Origin of the sequence: Oceanithermus desulfurans (assembly GCF_014201675.1) — a bacterium.
In the GTDB taxonomy this organism is placed as follows: Bacteria; Deinococcota; Deinococci; order Deinococcales; family Marinithermaceae; genus Oceanithermus; species Oceanithermus desulfurans.
On the sequence record NZ_JACHEZ010000011.1, the window covers coordinates 1 to 20,524 of the forward strand.

At 67.2% G+C, this 20,524-nt stretch carries 17 protein-coding genes and 1 pseudogene; 11 read left to right on the plus strand and 7 right to left on the minus strand.

Going from position 1 to position 20,524, the window contains the following annotated elements; genetic code table 11:
* Positions 1-105, plus strand: a pseudogene (locus tag HNQ05_RS11390) (IS481 family transposase); the annotation flags it as partial.
* Here HNQ05_RS11390 and HNQ05_RS11395 read toward each other — a convergent pair.
* The 4 genes from HNQ05_RS11395 to HNQ05_RS11410 all read right to left on the minus strand — a co-directional run bounded on the left by HNQ05_RS11395 (position 102) and on the right by HNQ05_RS11410 (position 4,880).
* Positions 102-1,262, minus strand: a complete 1,161-nt coding sequence (locus tag HNQ05_RS11395; protein ID WP_147144714.1) for a metal-dependent hydrolase family protein — start codon at positions 1,260-1,262, stop codon at positions 102-104. The pseudogene HNQ05_RS11390 and the gene HNQ05_RS11395 sit on opposite strands and share 4 nt — an antisense overlap.
* A gap of 293 nt (positions 1,263-1,555) precedes the next feature.
* The gene (locus HNQ05_RS11400) at positions 1,556-2,380 is read right to left on the minus strand and encodes an ABC transporter permease (protein ID WP_147144715.1); all 825 of its coding nucleotides are present in this window, start codon (positions 2,378-2,380) and stop codon (positions 1,556-1,558) included.
* The gene (locus HNQ05_RS11405; protein ID WP_147144716.1) at positions 2,377-3,294 is read right to left on the minus strand and encodes an ABC transporter permease; all 918 of its coding nucleotides are present in this window, start codon (positions 3,292-3,294) and stop codon (positions 2,377-2,379) included. The genes HNQ05_RS11400 and HNQ05_RS11405 overlap by 4 nt, the downstream gene beginning before the upstream one ends.
* A gap of 68 nt (positions 3,295-3,362) precedes the next feature.
* Complete coding sequence (locus HNQ05_RS11410; RefSeq protein ID WP_147144717.1) at positions 3,363-4,880, minus strand: ABC transporter substrate-binding protein; 1,518 nt, start codon at positions 4,878-4,880, stop codon at positions 3,363-3,365.
* A gap of 153 nt (positions 4,881-5,033) precedes the next feature.
* On the opposite strand from HNQ05_RS11410, the gene HNQ05_RS11415 reads away from it, so the two are divergent.
* The 6 genes from HNQ05_RS11415 (at position 5,034) to HNQ05_RS11440 (ending at position 13,707) form a co-directional block, all read left to right on the plus strand.
* A complete protein-coding gene (locus HNQ05_RS11415; RefSeq protein WP_147144718.1) occupies positions 5,034-6,791 on the plus strand; it encodes a menaquinone biosynthesis decarboxylase in 1,758 nt (585 codons plus the stop codon).
* 570 nt (positions 6,792-7,361) lie between these two features.
* Positions 7,362-8,495 (plus strand): hypothetical protein, encoded by a 1,134-nt coding sequence (locus tag HNQ05_RS11420; RefSeq protein ID WP_147144719.1) that lies wholly within the window; start codon positions 7,362-7,364, stop codon positions 8,493-8,495.
* A gap of 106 nt (positions 8,496-8,601) precedes the next feature.
* Entirely contained in the window at positions 8,602-9,333 is a 732-nt protein-coding gene (locus tag HNQ05_RS11425) for a TlpA family protein disulfide reductase (protein ID WP_147144720.1), read from the plus strand.
* A 320-nt stretch (positions 9,334-9,653) separates the two neighbouring features.
* Positions 9,654-10,745: a hypothetical protein gene (locus tag HNQ05_RS11430; RefSeq protein WP_147144721.1), complete on the plus strand. Its 1,092-nt coding sequence runs from the start codon at positions 9,654-9,656 to the stop codon at positions 10,743-10,745.
* A gap of 6 nt (positions 10,746-10,751) precedes the next feature.
* Positions 10,752-13,001, plus strand: coding sequence for an ABC transporter permease (locus HNQ05_RS11435; RefSeq protein WP_147144722.1), 2,250 nt, complete (start codon positions 10,752-10,754; stop codon positions 12,999-13,001).
* Between the two features lie 19 nt (positions 13,002-13,020).
* On the plus strand, positions 13,021-13,707 hold the full coding sequence (locus HNQ05_RS11440) for an ABC transporter ATP-binding protein (RefSeq protein ID WP_147144723.1): 687 nt from the start codon (positions 13,021-13,023) through the stop codon (positions 13,705-13,707).
* On the opposite strand, the gene HNQ05_RS11445 is transcribed toward HNQ05_RS11440, so the two are convergent.
* Positions 13,668-14,186 carry a helix-turn-helix transcriptional regulator gene (locus tag HNQ05_RS11445; protein WP_147144724.1) on the minus strand — a complete coding sequence of 173 codons (519 nt, stop codon included), beginning with the start codon at positions 14,184-14,186 and terminating at the stop codon, positions 13,668-13,670. The genes HNQ05_RS11440 and HNQ05_RS11445 overlap by 40 nt on opposite strands.
* Before the next feature lie 129 nt (positions 14,187-14,315).
* On the opposite strand from HNQ05_RS11445, the gene HNQ05_RS11450 reads away from it, so the two are divergent.
* Genes HNQ05_RS11450 through HNQ05_RS11465 form a run of 4 tightly spaced genes read left to right on the plus strand, consistent with a single transcriptional unit; the run spans position 14,316 to position 17,369 of the window.
* Positions 14,316-14,759, plus strand: coding sequence for a hypothetical protein (locus HNQ05_RS11450; protein WP_147144725.1), 444 nt, complete (start codon positions 14,316-14,318; stop codon positions 14,757-14,759).
* Positions 14,760-14,800: 41 nt separating this feature from the next.
* Entirely contained in the window at positions 14,801-15,712 is a 912-nt protein-coding gene (gene hemC, locus HNQ05_RS11455) for a hydroxymethylbilane synthase (RefSeq protein WP_147144726.1), read from the plus strand.
* A 53-nt stretch (positions 15,713-15,765) separates the two neighbouring features.
* Positions 15,766-16,161 carry a manganese-dependent transcriptional regulator PerR gene (gene perR, locus HNQ05_RS11460; protein WP_147144727.1) on the plus strand — a complete coding sequence of 132 codons (396 nt, stop codon included), beginning with the start codon at positions 15,766-15,768 and terminating at the stop codon, positions 16,159-16,161.
* Positions 16,162-16,196: 35 nt separating this feature from the next.
* Positions 16,197-17,369, plus strand: a complete 1,173-nt coding sequence (locus HNQ05_RS11465) for a bifunctional folylpolyglutamate synthase/dihydrofolate synthase (protein ID WP_183677839.1) — start codon at positions 16,197-16,199, stop codon at positions 17,367-17,369.
* On the opposite strand, the gene folK is transcribed toward HNQ05_RS11465, so the two are convergent.
* Both folK and HNQ05_RS11475 read right to left on the minus strand, forming a co-directional pair.
* The gene (gene folK, locus HNQ05_RS11470) at positions 17,363-17,860 is read right to left on the minus strand and encodes a 2-amino-4-hydroxy-6-hydroxymethyldihydropteridine diphosphokinase (RefSeq protein WP_147144729.1); all 498 of its coding nucleotides are present in this window, start codon (positions 17,858-17,860) and stop codon (positions 17,363-17,365) included. The genes HNQ05_RS11465 and folK overlap by 7 nt on opposite strands.
* Before the next feature lie 14 nt (positions 17,861-17,874).
* Entirely contained in the window at positions 17,875-20,517 is a 2,643-nt protein-coding gene (locus HNQ05_RS11475; protein WP_147144730.1) for a plasma-membrane proton-efflux P-type ATPase, read from the minus strand.
* Between the last annotated feature and the right edge of the window lie 7 nt (positions 20,518-20,524).

A 20,524-nucleotide genomic window follows, 5' to 3' on the forward strand; every position in this document is an offset into this window, starting at 1 on the left:
CTTCACTACTACAACTGGCACCGCCCCCACAGCAGCCTGGGCAACCAGGCCCCCGTCTCACGCTTGGGGGTTAGTGTGAACAACGTGGTGAGACTACACAGCTAGAGGACGAGGCGGCCGCGGACCACGGTCGCCCGTGGCCGTGCGTAGGCGGTGGCGCTTTCGAGCGGGTCGCCGCCCAGGGCCACCAGGTCGGCCGCGTACCCGGGGGCGAGGCGGCCGAGCTCGTCCTCGCGGCCCAGCGCCCGCGCCGCCACGACGGTGGCGGCCCTGAAGACGCTGTCGAGCTCCAGCCCCGCCTCGGCCAGCAGCTCGAGCTCGCGCGCCAGGTTGGGATGGGGGTTGAGCGGGGTGCCGGCGTCGGTGCCAGCGGCGACGGGCACGCCCGCGCGGTAGGCCTCGAAGGTGTTGGCGCGATGCCGTTCGGCTATGGGCCGGGTCTTCTCCACCATGAAGGCGGGGACGCGCCCCTCGCCCTGGAGGATGCCGTCGGGGGCGGCCAGCGTGGGCACGAGCACGGTCCCCTGGCGCTTCATCAGCTCGAAGACCTCCTCGTCCCAGGCGTCGAAGGCGCCGTGCTCGATGGTGCGCACGCCCGCGCGCACGGCGTTCTTGATGCCCGCGAGCCCCTGGGCGTGGGCGGCGCTCACCGCGCCGCGCTTTTCGGCCTCGCGCACCCCGGCGCGCATCTCTTCCTCGTCGAACATCTCGGCCCCCGCCTTGACGCCCGGGGTCATCACCCCGCCGGTGGCCATGAACTTGACCGCCTTCGCGCCCTGCTTGAAGACCGTCCGCGCGGCCCGGCGCACGCCCTCGGGCCCGTCGGCCTCCAGCCCGAACTTCCAGCCGTGGCCGCCCGTGGGGGTGATCACGGGACCCGCGGCGACGATGCGCGGCCCCGCGAGCCGCCCCTGCTCCACCGCCTGCGCCAGCCCGACCGCGCCGCCCGCGCGCGAGCCCAGGTCGCGCACCGCGGTCACCCCTGCGGCCAGGTAGCGCCGCAGGTAGCCCGCCGCCCGCGCCAGCAGGAAGGCGTCGCTCTCCTTTTCCAGATCGGCCGTGGGGTCGAGGTCGCCCGACATCGTCAGGTGCACGTGGGCGTCGATCAACCCCGGCACCACCACGCCCGGCAGCGGCGTCACCTCGGCGCGGGCGGGGGCGCGGCGGTCGAGGCCGGCGATGCGGCCGTCTTCGACGCTCAGGTAGCCTTCGAAGAGCTCGAGCTCTTCCGGGTCGAGAAAGGTGCCCTTGTAGGTCTGCATGCCCTCATCGTAGCGGGTAAGGACGAACAGCGGGCCCGTGCGCGGTCGCGGGTTAATCGGGGTGTGGGGTGTAGGTTTTTGCGATGTCGAAGGTGAACCTTTGGCTTCATCAGCGCCCACAACCTCCTCCCCGGCTCTCCCCAAGGGGAGGGAGTTTCATTTGTCGTTACCCGACCGGAGGCTTCTGTCGCGACAAAACCACAGACTACGGGCCACAGGCTACAAGCTACGGGCGCGATCTCTTAGTTCACCACTGCGTACCGTGCGCCTCGTACCACGCACTGCACACCCGCTCACCTGCTCCGCGGGTCCAGCACCTCGCCCAGCGCGTCGCCCAGCAGGTTGATGCCCAGCACCACCAGGCTGATGGCCACGCCGGGGAAGGTGGCCACCCACCAGCCGCCGAAGTAGAGCACCTCGCGGCCGTCGGCCAGCATCTGGCCCCAGCTGGGCACCTCGGGGGGAACGCCGGAAAGCCCCAGGAAGCTGAGGGCCGCCTCGCTGACGATGATGCGGGCGAGCTCCAGGGTCGCCACCACGATCAGGGGCCCCGCGGCGTTGGGGAGCAGGTGGCGGGTCAGGATCCGCCCGGTGGGCGCGCCCAGCGCCCGCGCCGCCTGGACGAAGTCCTGCTCCTTGAGCGAGAGCACCGAGCCCCGCACCACCCGGGCGTAGACGACCCAGCTGGTGACCCCCAGGGTGAGGATCGTGTTCGTGAGGCTGGGGCCCAGCGCGGCGATGATGGCGATGACGAGCAGGATGAAGGGCAGCGAGAGCTGGATGTCGCCCAGGCGCATGAGCAGGTCGTCGAGCCGGCCGCCGAAGTAGCCGGAGACGAGGCCCAGCGGCACGCCGATGGTCATCCCGATGAGGACGCTGCTGATGGAGATGAGCAGCGAGAGCCGGGCGCCGTAGAGGATGCGCGAGAGCACGTCGCGGCCCAGGCGGTCGGTGCCGAGCAGGTGGCCCTCGGTGCCGGGGGGCTGCAGGCGCTGCGCCAGGTCCTGCAGCGTCGGGTCGTGGGGGCTTACCAGCGGGGCCAGCGCCGCGGTGAGCAGGAAGAGGCCGATGATCGCCATGCCGGCCAGGGCGGTGGGGTTCTTCAGCAGCCGTTTCATGCGTACCGCACCCTCGGGTCGAGCCACAGGTAGGCCAGGTCGACGATCAGGTTCACCAGCGCCAGCAGCAGCGCGAAGACCACCACGGTCGCCTGGACGACGGGGAAGTCGCGCTGGCTGACGGCGATGAGGACGAAGCGGCCGATGCCCGGCCAGGCGAAGATGGTCTCGGTGATCACCGCGCCCGAGAGCAGCGCCCCCAGCTGCAGGCCGATGATGGTGACCACCGGAATGGCCGCGTTGCGCAGGGCGTGCTTGTAGACGACCACCCGGCCCGCCAGCCCCTTGGCGCGGGCGGTGCGCACGTGGTCGCTGCGCAGCTCCTGAATCACGCCGCTGCGGGTGAGGCGGGCGATGGAGGCGGTCACGAAGGTGCCCACGGTGATCGTGGGCAGGATCAGGTGCTTCCAGCTGCCCGCGCCGGAGATGGGCAGCCAGCGGAGCTCGAGCCCGAAGACGAGGATCAGCATCAGCCCCAGCCAGAAGACGGGGATCGACTGACCCAAGAGGGCGAGCGTCATCGTCGCCAGCTCGGCGAGGCTGCCCTTGCGCACCGCCGCCAGCACCCCCGCGGGCACCCCCAGGGCCACGGCGAAGGCCAGCCCCCAGCCCGCGAGCAGCAGCGTGGGGCCCATGCGCACCAGCACCAGGTCCAGCGCCGGCTCCTCGGAGCGCAGGCTGGTGCCGAAGTCGCCCCGGGTCAGCTTGATCAGGTAGCGGCCGTACTGGACGTAGAGCGGCTGGTCGAAGCCGTAGGCGCGGCGCAGGTCCTCGCGGGCCTCGGGGCTGGCGTCGAGCGGCAGCAGCAGGTTGACGGGGTCGCCCGAGAGGTAGAGCAGCCCGAAGGCCAGCGTGGCCGCCCCCCAGACGACGACGAGAACGAGAAGGAGCCTGCGCAGGACGTAGGTCAGCATCGGCCGCCCCCGGTTAAACCCCTCCCCCGAAGACGCGGGGGAGGGGCGAGGCTTCGGTCATCGTTCCTCTACTTCACGATCTCCGCGTCGAAGGCCCAGATGAGCTCGTCGGGACGCGGCTGCCACTTGACGCGCTTGTTGACGCCGTAGATGTCCTTCTGCTGGTGCAGGAAGATCCAGGGCGCGCCCGCGCGCACGCGTTCGAGCGCCTTCTTGTAGAGCGCCTGGCGCTTGGTCTGGTCGACCACCGACTGGGCCTCGAGCACCGCCTTGTCGAACGCGGGGTCGGCCCAGTAGCTGAAGCGGGTCTGCGGCGGGCCGCCCTCGACCGTGCCGCCGTAGAGCAGGGTGAAGAGGGTGTTGTCGGCGTCGAACTGGGCGTTGCCCCAGCCGATCAGCCAGGCGTCCGTGGGGATCTTGCGCTCGAGAATCTGGCCCACGTAGCTGCTCCACTCCTGCACCCGCAGATCGACCTTGACGCCCACCTTGGCCAGCTGGCCCACGATGGCCTCGGCGACCTGGCGGTCGTTGAGGTAGCGGCCCGAGGGGCTGCCCATGGTGAAGCTGAAGCCGCCCGGGTAGCCGGCCTCGGCGAGCAGCTCTTTGGCCTTGGCGGGGTCGTAGGGGAAGGGTTCGCAGAGCTTTTCGTCGTAGCCGAAGATGTAGGGGTTGAGGGGGCAGCCCACGGGCACGCCGTTTCCGCCCAGCACGTGCTCGATGATGGCCTTCTTGTCCACCGCGTAGTTGAGGGCCTGGCGCACCTTAGGATCGTGCAGCGGGCCCTCGCCCTTCACGTCGAGGACCACGAAGATGTTGCGGATGCTGGGCACGGTGCGGGCTTCGGCCACGCCCGAGCCGTTCACCACGTCCACGGCCTCGGGGGCGAGGTTGGTGATGATGTCCACGCCGCCGGTCATCAGCTCGGCCACCCGGCTCGAGGCCTCGGGGATGGGCCGGAAGACGACCTTCTTGATCTTGGGCTTGCCCGCCCAGTAGTCCTCGTTGGCCTCGAGCACGATCTCCTGGTCCTTGACCCAGCGCACGAACTTGTAGGGCCCGGTGCCCACCGGGTGGTTGGCGAAGTAGGCGTCGCCCTTTTCCTCGATGTACTGCTTGGGCACGACCCAGAAGTAGGTCAGGCGGGTGAGGAAGAGCGGGAAGGGCTTCGCGGTGGTGACCTTCAGGGTGTAGGGGCCCGTCACCTCCACGCTCTTGATGGGCTTGAAGTAGGTGCTGTACTTCAGCGGCTTGTCGGGGTTGAGCAGGCGGTCGAAGTTGAACTTGATGACCTCGGCGTTCAGCTCTTCGCCGTTGTGGAACTTCACCCCCTGGCGCACGGTCAGCTCCCAGGTGAGGTCGTCCAGCGCTTTCGCCTCACCCAGCCAGGGTTCGTACTTGCCGTCGGGCGTGCGCCGGTAGAAGTTGTCGAAGATCTGCGCGGTGACGTTGCCCGTGGGCGTTTCCTGGTGGTTGACCGGGTCCAGGGTGGTCGCGTCCACACCCTGGGCGATCACCAGGGTGTCGCCGGCGGCCCAGGCGGGCAGCGCGGCAAGAATAAAAACCAACAAGATCCCTATTTTTCGCATAATTACCCCCTCCTTGAGGATTCAGCCTATCAGGAAAGCCCACCCCGTTCAAGATTTTCGTTTTTCTGCAGGACGCCGCGGGCGGGTAATCTTACGGTTTTCCGACGTTCGCCGCCGAAGCCGTGGGGGAGGCGGGGCTGGTAAGGTGATGGCGTGTTCAGGAACCTGGGTGCCTACCTGGAAGACCTCGAGCGCCGCGGCGAGCTGGTGCGCGTGCCCGAGGAGGTTTCCGCCGAGCTCGAGATCACCGCGCTGGCCGACCGGGCCTTCAAGACCGGTGGGCCGGCGCTCTTGTTCGAGAACGTACGGGACCGCGACTTCCCGCTGGTGATCGGGCTCTTCGGTACCCCCGAGCGCACCGCGCGGGCGCTGGGGGTGCGCGCGCTCGACGACCTGGCGGCTCGGGTAGAGCGCCTCTTGGAGCTCAAGCCCGCGGGCGGCCTCGCCGGGGCGCTGGCCATGCTGCCCAAGCTGGGTGAGCTGAAAGGCCTCTTTCCCAAAAAGGTGCGGCGCGCGCCGGTGCAGGAGGTGGTGCTCACGGGTGACCGGGTCGACCTGGGCCGGCTACCGGTGCAGACCTGCTGGCCCGGCGACGGCGGCCCCTTCGTCACCCTGCCCCAGGTGATCACCCGGGATCCCGAGACCGGCGAGTACAACGTGGGAATGTACCGCATGCAGGTCTTCGGGCCACGTAGCACGGCCATGCACTGGCAGCTCTACAAGACCGGGCGCAGGCACTTCGAAAAGGCCCGCAAGCTGGGAACGAGGCTCGAGGTGGCCGTGGCCCTGGGCGGCGACCCCGTCCTCACCTACGCGGCCACCGCGCCGCTGCCCGAGCTGCCGGGGCTCTACGAGTACCACCTGGCCGGCTTCTTGCGCGGGCGGCCGGTGGAGCTGGTGAAGGCCAAGACAGTGGACCTGTGGGTGCCCGCGGAGGCCGAGTTCGTGCTCGAGGGCTACGTGGATCCGGCCGAGCCCTTCGTGACCGAGGGTCCTTTCGGCGACCACACCGGGTTCTACACCCCGCCCTCGCCCTACCCGCTGTTCCACGTCACCGCCCTAAGCCACCGCCGCGGGGCGGTCTACCCCAGCACCGTCGTGGGGCCGCCGCCGATGGAGGACGCCTGGCTCATCGAGGCCAGTGAGCGCATCTTCCTGCCCGCGGCGCAGCTCGTCATCCCCGAGATCCGCGACTACCACATGCCGCCCGCGGGCGTGGCCCACAACTGGGTCAACGTCGAGATCGAAAAGAGCTACGCCGGGCAGGGCTTCAAGGTGGCGAGCGGGCTCTTGGGCCTGGGGCAGATGATGTCCACCAAGGTGGTCGTCGTCACCAGCGACGCGCCGCCCAAGCCCGGCTTCGGGGCGCTGCTCGCGGCGGTGCGCCACCTGCGCCCCGAGCGCGACGTCGTTTTCAGTAAGGGCCCCACCGACGAGCTCGACCACGCGCCCGCGCAGGTGGGGTTTTCGGGAAAGCTGATCCTCGACGGCACGGTCAAGCTGGAGGCCGAAGGCCCCGCGGCCGCGCCGCCCGTACCGCCCGGACCCGCCGGGCACCCGGAGGTGACGGCCCAGCACGCCTGGCCCGGGGTGCTGGCGGTGACGATCGAAAAGCGCCGGCCCGGCCAGGTGCGGGCGCTGGCGCGTCGGCTCGCGGCGGACCCGGCGGTGCGGCTGCTCCTGGTGGCCGACGGCGGGATCGACCCCGCGAATCCCGACGCCTTGATGTGGTGGGTGCTCGCCAACCTGGATCCGGCCCGCGACGCCTGGGTCGAGGCGGGGCGCACGCTGGTGCTCGACGGCACCCGCAAGCTGCCCGAAGAGGGGGCCCGCCCCTGGCCCGAGGTGGCGCGGCTGGACGAGAAGACGCTCGAACGAGCGCGACCGCTCATCGAGCGCTGGCTTTCCTGAGTGTTGACCGAGGGCCGCACCGCTGCCCTGAGCGGTTTCCGTTCCCAGTTGTAGCGCTTTCTTTGGCGCACGAATGGATTGCAAGTGCGGCCTCTCCGCAACGTTCGGGGAAATTTCCCTCGAGATCCGGGAAAAATTCCCTTGTCGTTTCCCATGATGTTCGGGGACAATGAACCCGTACACCCCATGGGTGTTTGCGGGTCGAGCAACGATCGGCGCTTCGTGGCGGGGTACCGGCCGGTTCTGGAACGTAGTGAACCTGGCCCCATCGACCGCGCAGTGTGAGAGGGGGAACGCAATGGCCTGGAGCAACTTTCGGATTTTGTTCACCCGGGCGATACGCTGGTCCGCTCTGATCTCGGCGGTTTTGGTCTTGGCGCTGGCCTCTTCTGGCTCCTTGCCCTCCGAGCGGAACCCGGTACAGCCCGCGTATGCCTCGTGGTGGGCCTGCTCCAACGACTTCTGGTGCCAGCCATGTGGTTTCAGGAACCAGCAGCAGTCGTGCCGAAACTGCATTAGGTGCTATGCGACCGGAGGCGAGGTCTGGTGCGATCTCCATTCGACCGTACGATGCAGCGCCTGTCAGCGTATGTGCTGAAGGCCGCCCTGGCGTGGGCTGCGCTGGCCTCAGTAGCTGTGGCGGGGACCGACCTCCTGCCCCTGACCTTCTTTCACATCAACGGTTCGGATCCGCGCAGCCGCGACCCGGGGTACGTTTCTTGTCTGGTGGGTGCGGACGGCTCGGCGGTGGAACCTTTCTCGAGCTCGCGCACCGCGTTGCTTCTTACCCCGGTCTGGGCTCTAGCGGAAGCGCCCGATGATGCTGCGGAAACACTGCGCTTTCTGGACCGCATTGTCGCAGTGGACCATGCACGGCAGTTCACCCTCGTGCTGTTCGACCCCTACCCCTTTCCCTCTTCGCCGCCGGTAAGGGAAAAGCTGGCCACGTCCTTGCGCGTTCCCCCACCCAAGATACCTACGACGCTAGGTTTGGACCGCTACGGCATCCGCGTTGCCTTTGAATGCTCGGCCTCCCAGCAGGACCGCGCCCGCGAGAAGATCGACACGGTCGGCGGAGCGTACCTGTTCGACGGGAACGTCTTGCGCTACCGCTACCTCATACCCTCGCTTAGCCTGGACGGCCGCGGCTACCTTGACGCGCTGCGGAAGAACCTCGTGGACTTTCTATCCGGCCTCGACGTGCGGGCGTCTTTACATCCTCTATTTCTCCACGACGGTCGGGCTATCGACCTGGACGACGTGCTGCGAGGTTTGCCGGAAGGGCCGGTCGTGCTGTTCCGCATTACCGGCGACGAGGCGTATGCCGCGCAGCGTCCCCGGGTGGTGCGAAAGGGTGATGGCCCGGTAGCGCTCGAGCCGGATGGGCCAGCCGAACGCAAGGTGTACTACATGCGCACGCTCGCCCCCCGTTTTGTTGCGTTAGGGTACCGCCTCGTCGGCGTCGTCCCCCCCGGTACCCCGGAAGAGTCGTTCGCTGCCCTGAAGAAGACCTTTTCAGACTGGGCCTTTGTGGCCATGCCTGCGCCGGGTACGCAGTTTCACGAAATGGAAACGCTGCTCGTTCTCGACCGTGAGCACCGTGTGGTGGATACTTTCACCGTCGTGCTGTACGAACCCAGCCACTTTCCCGTTGGGATGGACGTGGAGGAATTCTTCGACAAGTTGCGCAGCCTCGAGCCGTGACCACGTTCACCCCCTTTGCCAGCCATCCAATAGGGAAACCCTCCTCTACATCCCGGGAAAAATTCCCTTGTAATTCTCACCAGCTTGGTCCACCATGAACTCAACCATGAAGCGCGGAATTGCTTTTGCCCTAATCCTCGCCGGCCTGGCAGCCATGGCCCAGGTGGTCCCCTGGGGCCTGGATGTGGAACGGGGCAGGGCGGTGCTGGTCTTCACCTCGAACTGCGACGACGCCGCGGCCGCCGCAAAGGTGAAGGCGCGGGTGGTGCTGGTGCTGCCCGAAGGGCAACGCTGCCAAGCCGAAGGCGCCGAGGTGTTCCACGACCCCGGCGGCCTCTGGCGTGCTACCTTCTACGTTGACCGCGAGCCCACGGTGGTCGTGCTCAAGGAGGGGCAGCAAGTCGTCGCCGCCACCCAGCCGCTCACACCGGGTCTGGCGGAATCCGTCAACCAGGTTTTGCAGGACGACCGGAGCTACCCGCCCAGGTTCGCGCTGAAGATCCGCCCCGGCGACCGACTCGCAGGCGACCTGGCGGGCTACACCGGCCTGGTCGCCTTCTGGAAGGAGGGCTGCCCCTGGTGCGAGAAGGAGCGCGACGACCTCGCCCGTCTCTGCCGCGAGCTGCCGGTGCTGCTCGTGAGCAACACCCCCGGCAAGCCCGACCTGCCTGAGTGCACCCGCCGGGGGGACTGGGTGTTGTACCGCAAGTGGGGCATCCCGGGAGCCCCGACACACGTGTGGATAGAAGAGGGGGTGGTGAAGTGGACTAGCGTAGGTTTTCAGCCAGAACTTACAAAAGTGCTGAGGATCCTGAAGGACTTGAGAGGAAGGAGGTAGGGCCATGTATGCTAAACTGAGTCTGAAAGCTCTAATCATGGCTCTTTTGCTTTTGGCTGGAACAGGATCAATGGTTGGCACGTTTGCCGCTACTGTGCAGCCTCAGCAATATTCAGGCATAAAGAAAATGGGTTGCTGGGGAGAAGAGTGTGAGCAGTGCGGTGAACAGATTCGGTTCTGTCGCGAGTGCGAGTACTGCCAGTTCATCATGGGATTTGTTGTGAATTGCTGGTCTCAATGGGAGTGCGGTGATTGTTTCTACGGGCAATACTGTTAGTCGCTGAAGTCGGATACGATCGATGGGAAGGAGGCCTGGGAAAATGAATAGGATAGCGAAGTATGCGGTATTTGGCTACCTTTTCACCGCAGCGCTTCAGTCACTTGCTACCGCCCTCTGGTTTACTCCGAGGCAAGACCCCCTTTGGGCCCGGCCTCCTTCCACCCTGCCCTGCGTTTACAACCTGAACATAGAAAAAACCGACCTTCCTAGCGAGGGGCCCGTAGCGCTGTTGGTCGTGGACTATGGCGGCTATGTACTTGGAGAAGGTTTTACCCGTAAAGTGTACGACGACTACTTTGGAAAGCTCCACAAGCGATTCGTAGAGGTGCTGCCGGTCTACGTCTTACTGAGCGCACAAGAGCCGGTGGTGTGGGGGGGCGAAGTGGGAATCGAACCTCCGGATAGCATCAGGATTCCTTGTGGGCTCGTGGATGACCCCGAGAACGCACGCAAACACGCCTACATGCCAGGGCTCTACCTTTATCGCGAAGGGGCGTTGAAGTTTGTGTACTTTAACTTCCCGTTTATTGAAGTGGGCCGGCCGGAAATCGCCCAGCGCCTACTTGATGACGTGGAGCGGTTTACAAAAGGGTATCCGCTATCCGTCGTACCGCTGCCGCTCCTGAGCGCAGAACGCATACACCCTCCGCCAGGCGACCTGCCGCTCCCTGTGTTTTTGATGCAACTTACAGGTATGGAGTGGGCTGCTCCTCCGGGAGAGCAACCGCTCAAGCGGCCGAGGATCGTGCACGATGAACAGGGGTCCGTCGTTGATTTTCAGGAGTTCCCAAGCGGTCACCCGGGGGCGAGGGGGCGGTACCTAATAGAAAAGATAAGCCCGTTTCTTGCAAAAGCCGGTGTAACGCTCGTGGGCCTGATTCCTCCGGATGGGCTCGTAAGCGAAGCCGCGGTCGATACGCTCAAGAAAATGCGACTGGCCTTCCCAGATTGGGTCTTCATTCAGTTAAACGAGCCAGCACAGGTGATCCGTTTTCGTGAGGCGGCGATCAGACCCTGCCTCATCCTCAAGAGCGGTACGGTACACTGCTTTGGATTTTTCGCAACCCAACCACAGCGAGGTAACTACTTTCCCATTGAGCTGTTCCCAACTATGCTGGAGGAAGGCGAATAGGAGGAAATGAGCACCACGGTTCGCTTGCTCCGCGCGGCGGTCACGCTTGCCGCGACTGCTCTGGCAGCCGCTTTGCTCCTTCTTGGGCTGTCCGCCTACCAGCACGCTCAGTCCGAACTAGAAAGCTTGATGCGCGTGGTGGGCAGAGACGTACTGATGCTGGAGCGCGACTGGTCCCAGCGAGGCGTGATTGTAACCCCGGACTTCGTGGATGCGCTGCGTGCGTTCGCTACGGAGCTGGATGGGTTCGAAGCGCTCGCGCTCCGCGCTTCTGGGGGGCGGTCACCCAACCGGTTCGACTATTACCACGCCTCCGTCACCCCCGAGTACTTTCCCGTGCGCCACTATCCTTTGGCCAAGGGCCGTCTTTTTGCGCCAGGAAGCTGTGAGGCCGTAGCGGGGTACGATCATGCTGATTTGCTGGGCCGGCGGATCAAGGTCCGTGGGGTTGAGGTTCATGTGGTTGGCGTGTTGGAACCCGTGTCGCGGCGCGGTGGCCCTGATCGCTACGTAGACGGAACCGTCTTCGTCCCTTACGACCTCAAAGGGCCGACGGTGCCTATGGAGGTTTACATCAAATTTTCGAGCGAGCGAGCGCTAGAGGCTGCTTGGCCACAGATCGTGCGATGGTTGGAGGCAGGCGGTTATCCCTATGTCACCCGACCACTCGCAGACCTTTTTGGAGTAGAACTCCGCAGACAACTGCGAGAAGTTCTCGGTGGAGCGCTCCTCTGGGGGCTTCTTGCGGCGCTGCTGACAGCAGGAGTAAACCTTTCCGCTTATAGCCTTGCAAGGGCCCTTGAGCAAATCCGTGCGTTGGGTATTCGACGAGCTGTTGGGGCTACTGCCCGCGACCTGCTGCACGAGACGACCTACAGCTCGCTTGCCTGGGCCCTTGCTGGATACACACTGGGTGTGGGCTTGGGCTTTGGGCTGGCAGGTTGGTTCATGCGTGAAACCGGTTTGCAAGCCACGCCGACATTGTCCAGCGTTGTTTTTGTGGGATTAGGTATCGGGGCGCTGGCTGTAGTTTCCGCTTATCCTGCCGCGCGCTGGTCGGCGTCACAACCCCCGGCGGGTGCCGTGAGGGGTATCGCTTCAAGCCTGCCGCAACGGCGTCAGGCGCTCGCTTTCGTAGGGTTGGTGTTGGGCCTCGCGGCCTACGGTGCGCAGCTTGGGATCACGAGCTCCGCGGAAGAACATGCGCGCAGAGTGGTGGGCGACCTGTCGAGCTCGACCGCAATCTACTCCTCGTTCCTCTACCTGCGGCAGCAATCGCTAACGGATCCGAGAGGGGCGGTTCCACTGAACTACAATGACTACCTTGCTCTGCGTACGTCCGAACTCGCACGCGGGATACGGCGGTCCGCCTTCGTCGAAAACTACCGAATAGAGTTGACCGGCCCTGAAGGAAAGGTGGAAACCTACTTGCGTGCTTACGAAGGCCCCTACCCTGTACTGGGCGGCGCGCGTCCTTTCCTGGGCCGCTGGCCCCTTCCAGGTGAAGGCGAATTGGCTCTAGGCCGGCGGTTGGCTGAGCGCCTGTACGGACGTCCCAAGGAGGCGCTTAGCCAAGAGCTCTCCGCATTCGGACGCAGATGGATGGTCGTGGGGGTATTCGCAGGAGCTGCGCGACCAGCACCCGGCAATGCTGCTGATGACCAAGCCCTCCTTCCGCGGGCGGATCTGAAGCGAACGCTGCCGGGAGCACGGGCGGAAATTCTGGTCGAAAAAAAGCCTGGTGCAAGCGAGCAAGTCTTCACCGAGATTGGGCAGTTCCTGACCGCACGCCACCTCGATTTCGGATTGCACCCGGTACAACCTTTGCGCCGAAACGACCTAGTCCCTGAGCTGCGATCCGTACTCATGCGTTTGGCTGCTGCTTACCGACTGCTGGCCTTCACCATTCTTGTTCTCGCTGGGGCAGGGTTGATGGCTCAAACCCTGGTGAGTGTACAGCGTCGTATGCGTGAGTTAGGTATCCGCCGAGCAACGGGAGCCACGAAGACGCAGATGTTCCTAGAGCTGCTCGCTCCTTTGGGCATTGGTGCGATGCTGGCAGGATTGTTGGGCGCTTTGCTAGGACTTGGGGCGGCGTATGCGGTCGTTAGGCTCCACGAGGCCACCTGGAGCCTGCCCTGGGCGCAGCTGCTGCTCGCCCCTATGGCCGCGCCGCTGCTCTCCGCCCTGGCCGCCGCCCTCCCCGCCTGGCAGGCCGTGTCCGTTCCCCCCGCGGAGGCGATGCGGTCGGAGTGAGGAGGTAGAGGAGGACCGTGTGATCGAACTCGCGAACGTCACCAAGGTTTACCGCAAGGGGAGGGTCGAGGTGCCCGCGCTCAGGGGTGTGGACCTGCGCATCGCCGAGGGGGAGCACGTGGCGCTGATGGGGCCTTCGGGCGCGGGCAAGAGCACCCTGCTCTACCTGATGGGGCTGATGGAGGAGCCGACCACGGGCAGGGTGACGCTCTTCGGCGAAGACGTCACCAACCTGAGCGACACCGCCCGCTCGCGCCTGCGCGGCCGCACGATCGGCTTCGTCTTCCAGGCGTTCAACCTGATTCCCCAGCTCGTGGCCTGGCAGAACGTCGCCCTGCCGCTCAGGTACCAGGGCGTGCCCCGACGGCAGCAAAAGGAACGGGCGCTCGCCATGCTGGAGCGGGTGGGGCTCGCCGACCGCTCCGAACACTACCCCGCCGAGCTGTCGGGGGGCGAGGAGCAGCGGGTGGCCATCGCCCGCGCCCTGGTCATCGAACCGCGGCTGATCCTGGCCGACGAGCCCACGGGCAATCTGGACACCCGCACCGGCCGGGCCGTCCTTGGGCTTTTGGAATCCGCCGTGGCGGACGGCCCCACGCTGCTGATCGTCACCCACGACCAGGAGGTCGCCGCTCGCGCCGGGCGGGTGGTGCGGGTGGTGGACGGTCAGGTGCTGGACGGCTCGCCTTCGGGTCCGCCGAAGTAGGCGCGCAGCAGCTGGCCGTGGGTTTTCACGCCCAACTTTTCCTTGACGACCGCGAGCCGGTTGGCCGCGGTCTTCTTTTTGAGCCCGAGCCGCTCCGCCGCGGCCTCGAGCGCGTCTTCCTGCAGGTAAGTCTTCAGCAGCCGCCGCTCGGCACGGGTGAGGGGCAGCCGGCCCAGCGGCGGACCGTGGTAGACCGCAGCCCCTACGGGTTCCTCCGGAAGGCTGCGAACGATGCGGGCGAGCTGGTCCGCGCTGCGGCAGCCCGCCACCAGCGCACGGGGATCTTGTTCCAGCAGGTCGGCGAGGTAGAGGGGCGAGGTGGAGGTGGTGACGGCCACCCAGCCCGCGAGGTCCTGGTTGAGCAGGCTGCCAAGCGGTACGTCGACGATCAACCCCAGCGCCAGCTCACCCAGAACGCGGTTCAGGGCATCGGCGATCAGGGGATCGAGGCAGGAAGCCCCTCCTGCTGACGGGTTCATCTTGAATACATTATAAAACAGACCCCTGGACCGGACCCAAGACACGACCGCCGGTTCGCGGAGGCCCGTGCCGCGAGCGCTACTCGTAATAACCCATGCGACCTCAAGCCCTGCCGTAGAATGACAGCAATGAAACGCCTGATCGTGTTCGTATTCGTCGCCGTGCTGACCGGGGGCCTGCCAGCTGCGGCCCAGACCCTGGTGGAGGTTCAGCTCGTCACCGCCACCGCGCTCAAGCTGGACAGCCAGATCCGCCTGCCCAGTGGATCGTACCGGGCCGTGGGCCAGGGGGTGGAACGGCTGGTGGCCAAGGTGCGCGGCCTCGAGGGGTACGGCCGCTGGGAGGCCTACACGGCCAAGGGGATCGCCCGCAACCTGCGGAACGCCTACGTGCACCAGGTGGCCAACGCCTTCGCGGTGGCCGGTTACCTACTGTCCGAGCAGAAGTCCTTTCAGGCGGGCCAGGAACGGCACACCCGCTACCTCTTCGAGTCCATGGACGGCAAGCGCGCCCTGCTTTACGTGATCGAAGCCCCCGACGCGCTGGTCTGGCTGGTGGGGTGGTCCAACTGACCTTTGCGCGCCGGCGGTGCGGCCATTAAGATGGGGTGCGTATGCGCGTTATCGTCGTAGGCACCCGCGGGAGCCTTCTTGCCCTTACCCAAACCCGCTGGGCGGTCGAGCGGCTGAAGGAGAACTGGCCCGAGACCGAGTTCAAGATCAAAACGATCCAGACCAAGGGCGACCGCGGCGCCGATCCGCGGGAGCAGAACGTCTTCGTGGGGGAGCTGGAAGAGGCCCTGCGGCGCGGTGAGATCGACATCGCCGTGCACTCGCTCAAGGACCTGCCCACCACCCAGCCCGAGGGCCTGGTGATCGCCGGGGTGCCCCGGCGGGTGGACCCGCGCGACGTCTTCATCGGGCGCAACAGCGTGGCCCGTATGGCCGACCTGCCCAAAGGGGCGCGCATCGGCACCAGCTCGGTGCGGCGGCGGGCGCAGCTCTTGGCCTGGCGCGACGACCTGGAGGTCGTACCGCTTCGCGGCAATATCGACACCCGGCTCAAGAAGCTGGTGAGCGAGGGTCTGGACGGCATCATCCTGGCCGCGGCAGGGTTGCTGCGCCTCGAGATGCGCAACCGCATCGGCGAGTTCGTGGACCCCGAGATTCTGCTGCCCGCGCCGGGTCAGGGTGCGCTGGCGCTGGAGGTGCGCGAGGGCGACGACATGGCCGACGAGCTGGCCTACAGCCTCAACCACGCTCCCACGCGCGCCCGGGTGCTGGCCGAGCGCGGCTTCCTGCACGGTCTGGGAGCGGGCTGCCTGGCTCCGGTGGGGGCGCTGGCGCAGATCGAGGACGACGTGTTGGTGCTCGACGCCGGGGTGCTTTCGCTGGACGGCAAGACGCTGATCCGCGGGGAGATCGAAGGCGACCCCGAGGAGGCCTGGGAGCTGGGCCTCGAGCTGGCCCGCGACGTGCTCGCGGCCGGGGGCCGCGAGGTGCTGGCCGAGGCTGCAGGCAACTAGTTCTCATACGCATTACTGAAAACCATCAGAATTTCCCGTATACTGGGGGCACTATGGCGATGAAGCGCCTGACGCGCCAACGCAAAGCCGTGCTCGACGTGGTGCAGAAGGCCCGCAACCACCCGGACGCCGCCTGGATCTACCAGGAGGTGCGCAAGATCGTGCCCAGCATCAGCCTGGGGACCGTCTACCGCACCCTCGAGGCCCTGGTTTCGGAAGGGCAGATCGCGGTACTGGCGCGCGCCGGCGAGGCGACCCGCTACGACGCCAACCCGGTGCCGCACCACCACCTGATCTGCGAGCGCTGCGGTGAAATCGTCGACCTCGAGGTCGAACTCCCCGAGCTGCTCGCCCCCGCGCGTGCCGCGTACCCGGAGCTCACGATTCACGAGGCCAAGGTGGAGTTCCGCGGGCTCTGTCCCGCCTGCCGCCAGACCCTGCGGTCTTGAGCCGCACGCTGCTCGAGCGCCTGGCCCGCCGGGGGATGACCCCGGGGCTCGAGCGCATTCGCGCCCTGCTCGCCCGCCTGGACCATCCGGAGCGGGCGTTTCGCGTGGTCCTGGTCGGCGGCACCAACGGCAAGGGCAGCACCGCGCGGGCGCTCGCGCGGGTGCTGCAGGCCGCCGGCGAGCGGGTGGGGTTGTTCACCAGCCCCCACCTGCTGGACGTACGCGAGCGCATCGAAGTGGACGGCGCGGCGATCGCCCCGGGAGCCCTGGACGATCTCCTGGCCCGCCTGGCGCCCCACCTGGAGGCCAGCAGCGCCAGCTACTTCGAAGCGCTCGCAGCGGCGGCCCTCGTCCACTTCGCCGAGCAAAACGTCACCACGGCGGTCCTGGAGGTGGGTCTGGGCGGGCGTTTCGACGCCGTGAACGCCGCCGACCCGGCGCTTTCCATCGTCACCAACATCGACCTCGACCACACCGACTGGCTGGGGCCCACCCTCGCCCACGTCGCCCGGGAGAAGGCGGGAATCCTGCGCCCGGGCCGGCCCGCCCTCACGGCGGCGACCGGGGCAGGTGCGGCCTTTCTGGCGGCCGCGGCGCGGGCGCGGGGCGCGCGCCTCGAGCGCGTGGCCCCGACGCACGTCGAGACCCACGGGTACGGCGTCGCCTTCGTACTGGACGGCGGAGCCTACGCCGCGCCGCTGATGGGCCGGCACCAGGCGGACAATCTGGCGCTGGCGGTGCGCGCGGCCCGGTGGCTGGGCGCCGGCGAGGCCGCGGTGCGCGCGGGGCTGGCCGCGGTGCGCCACCCGGGCCGGCTCGAGTACCGCTCCGCCGAACGCCTGCTCCTCGACGGGGCCCACAACCCCGCCGGCGCGAGGTCGCTGGCCCGCGCGCTCGCCGACTACTTTCCCCTCATCCCCAAGACCCTCGTCTTCGCCGCCTCGGGCGACAAGGACGCGGCCGCCATGGCCGCGGCCCTGCGCCCCGCCTTCGCGCGGGTGTGGCTGACCCGCTACCCGGGCCCGCGCGCGGCCGCGCCTGCGGCGCTGCAGCGGCATTTCCCCGGGGCCCGGGTGGACCCCGATCCCCGGCGGGCGCTGGTGCGTGCCCGGGAGGAGCGTCCGCCGGGCGGGCTGGTGGTGGTCGCGGGCAGCCTCTACCTGCTGGCGGCGCTGGCGCGTACGGCTTCCGAAGCCGGCGCTCAGTAGGCGGGTTCCCAGGGCCGCACCCCGGAGCGGTCCAGCTTCGCGAGCAACTCGGCGGCCGTCGCCCCCCGGAGCGGGTGGCGCCAGTCCGGGGCCACCTCCGCAAGCGGCACCAGCACGAAGGCGCGTTCGTGCAGGCGCGGATGCGGCAGCGAAAGCCCCGGGCGTTCGAGCACCCGTCCCCCGAAGTCGAGCAGGTCCAGGTCGAGGGTGCGGGGGCCCCAGCACTCCCGGCGCACCCGTCCGTGGGCGCGCTCGATCTCCAGCAGCGCGGCGAGCAGCGCTTCCGGTTCCAGCGCCGAGCGGCCCACCAGCACCGCGTTGAGGTAAGGCGGCTGGTCTGCCGGGCCCACCGGTTCCGTTTCGTAGATAGGGGAGAGGGCGCTAAGTTCGAAGCCTTGGAGGCGCGAGAGCGCGGCGACCGCGCCGAGCAGGTGCCCGGCGCGGTCGCCCAGGTTGGAACCCAGCGCCACGAGGGCGCGCGCAGCCGTCACGCTCCCAGCCTAACCTAGCTGGGTTCGACGATGCCGCGGCGTTCGAGGTAGCGGTAGACCGAGACCTTCACCACGTCGTTGAAGACGAACCAGGCCAGCGAGTAAGCCCAGATGCCCAGCCCCCAACCCCAGCCGGCCGGGGTCATCACGTTTCCAAAGAACCAGCCGTAGACGCCGATAAAAGTACCCAGGACGCGCGTGGAAAAGGTCGCCCCGAAGAGGATGGCCGAGGGGTAGGGCCGGCTCCAGAACCAGCGGTCGTAGGTACGGGTGTTGTAGATCGTGCCGTGGCCGGCCACCACCAGCTTGAGGAAGAAGATCGTCTGGATCAGGTCGTGCGGCAGCTGCCAGACCTCCACGGTGAGGTAGAAGAGCAGGAACGAGGAGAGCAGGCCCGCTACGCCTAACCAGCCGGAGACCGTGAGCACCTCGTGCATGTTCCAGCGCACCGGGTTCCGGGCCACCTTGGCGTTGTCGTAAGCGATGGTCAGGATGGGCAGGTCGTTGAGCAGCGCCAGAATAATGATCATCAGTGCGGTGACCGGGTAGAAGTTGAAGAAGGTGATCGTGGCCCACATCAGCAGCACCACCCGGACGGTCTCGGCGATGCGGTAGATGGCGTAACTCTTCATGCGCTCGAAGATCACGCGCGCCAGCTCGACCGCCCTGACGATGACGCCGAGCCCCGGGGCCAGCAGCACCAGGTCGGCCGCGGCGCGGGCGGCGTCGGTGGCGCCCTCCACGGCGATGCCGCAGTCGGCCTTCTTGAGCGCGGGGGCGTCGTTGACGCCGTCGCCGGTCATGGCCACGTAGTGTCCCGCCTTTTGCAACTTGTCGACGATGAAGTACTTGTCCTCGGGATAGACCTGGGCGAAACCATCGGATTCCTCGACCAGCTGGATGATCTCCGACTCGTGGCGGTGCACCGTGCCCAGGCGTTCCTTCTCGAAAATCTCGCTCAGGTCCTCGACCACGTGACGTACGAAGCGCTGCACTTCGGTTTCGCTGGCGTCGGGTTTAAAGGCGGCGTAGAGCTCCCGCGTGAGCACCTCGGCGAGGACCTGCCACTCCTTCATTCCCGCTTCGCGCAGATCGCGCACGTCCAGGATCCGCTCGCCGATGCCCAGCACCCGGGCGATGTAGCGGGCGATGGCGACGTGGTCGCCGGTGATCATCTTGACGTCGAGGCCCAGCTTGCGCGCCTCGGCCACGACCTCGGCGGAGTCGGGGCGCGGGGGGTCGTAGAGGGGGATGAGGCCCACGAAGCGGGTCTTGCCGTCCGCCTCGCGCACGGCCACGCCCAGCACCCGGAAGCCGTTCTCGGCGAGCCGCTCCAGCTCCTGGTTGACCGCTTCGGCGTCGTCGAGGCTTTCCTCACAGAGCTGGAGGATGACCTGGGGGGCCCCCTTGCTGACCCACAGCTCCTTTCCGTCGCAGCGCACCGTGGCTTCGGTGCGCTTGCGCACCGGGTCGAAGGGGACGAAGTCGGTGACTTGGCAGGCGCCCAGGCGGCGGTCGAGGCTGAGCTTCTTGGCCTCGTTGAAGATGGGTTCCTCGATGGGGTCGTGGTTTTCCTCACGGGAGGCCAGCAGTGCGTAGAAGATCACGTCGGCCGCCTGGAAGGGGGGGTGGGGGCGGATGCGCTCGATCGTCATGCGGTTCTGGGTGAGCGTTCCGGTCTTGTCGGCGGCGAGGACGTCCACTCCGGCCAGCTCCTCGATGGCGGCGAGCTTGCGCACGATCGTCTGCCGCTTCGCCAGCTCGAGGGCGCCGACGGCCATAGTGACGGTCAGCACCGCGGGCAGCGCCACCGGGATCGAGGCCACGGTGAGGACCAGGGCGAAGCGCAGCAGCTCGAGCAGGTTCTCCTGGCGGAACAGCCCCACGATCAGGATGATCACCACCAGCGCGACCGTCATCACGATCAGCGCGTCACCGATCTGGATGACCGCGCGCTGGAAGTGGCTGCGCTCTTCGCGCTCCGCCCTGGCGACGAGCGCCACGGTGCGCCCGAAGTAGGTGTGGGGGCCGGTGGCCACGACGACGGCCCGCGCCTCCCCCTGCTTGACGACGCTGCCGGAGTAGAGCGGGTCGCCGGCCTTCTTGTTGACCGGCAGCGACTCGCCGGTGAGCGCCGACTGGTCCACCTGCAGGTAGGTCTCGTCGACGAGCACGGCGTCGGCGGGGATCAGGTCGCCCATCCGCAGCCGCAGCACGTCGCCGGGGACGAGGTCGCGCACGTCGACTTCCTGCCAGCGGCCGTCGCGCAGCACCCGCGCCTTGCGCGCCAGGCGCTGTTGCAGGACCTTGAGGGCGGAGATCGCCTTCGACTCCTGCCAGAAGTCCACTCCGGCGTTGACGAAGAGGAGGACGAGGATGATCGTGAAGTCCTCCCACTTGCCCACCAGCGCCGAAAGCAGCGCGGCCACCTCGATCATCCAGGGGATGGGCCCCCAGAACCGCTTGAGCAGCCGCATCCAGACGCTTTCTTCCCGCTCCGGGACCTCGTTGGGGCCGTACCGCTCGAGCCGCGCCTGCGCCTCGCCTGCCGTCAGCCCGTTTTCCAGCGAGGTGGCCAGTCGCTTGGCCAGCTCCTCGGGGTCGAGACCCTTCAGCTCGTCTACGCGAAAAGGAGCGGCGTTCTTGGTGTCCGACATAAACGAC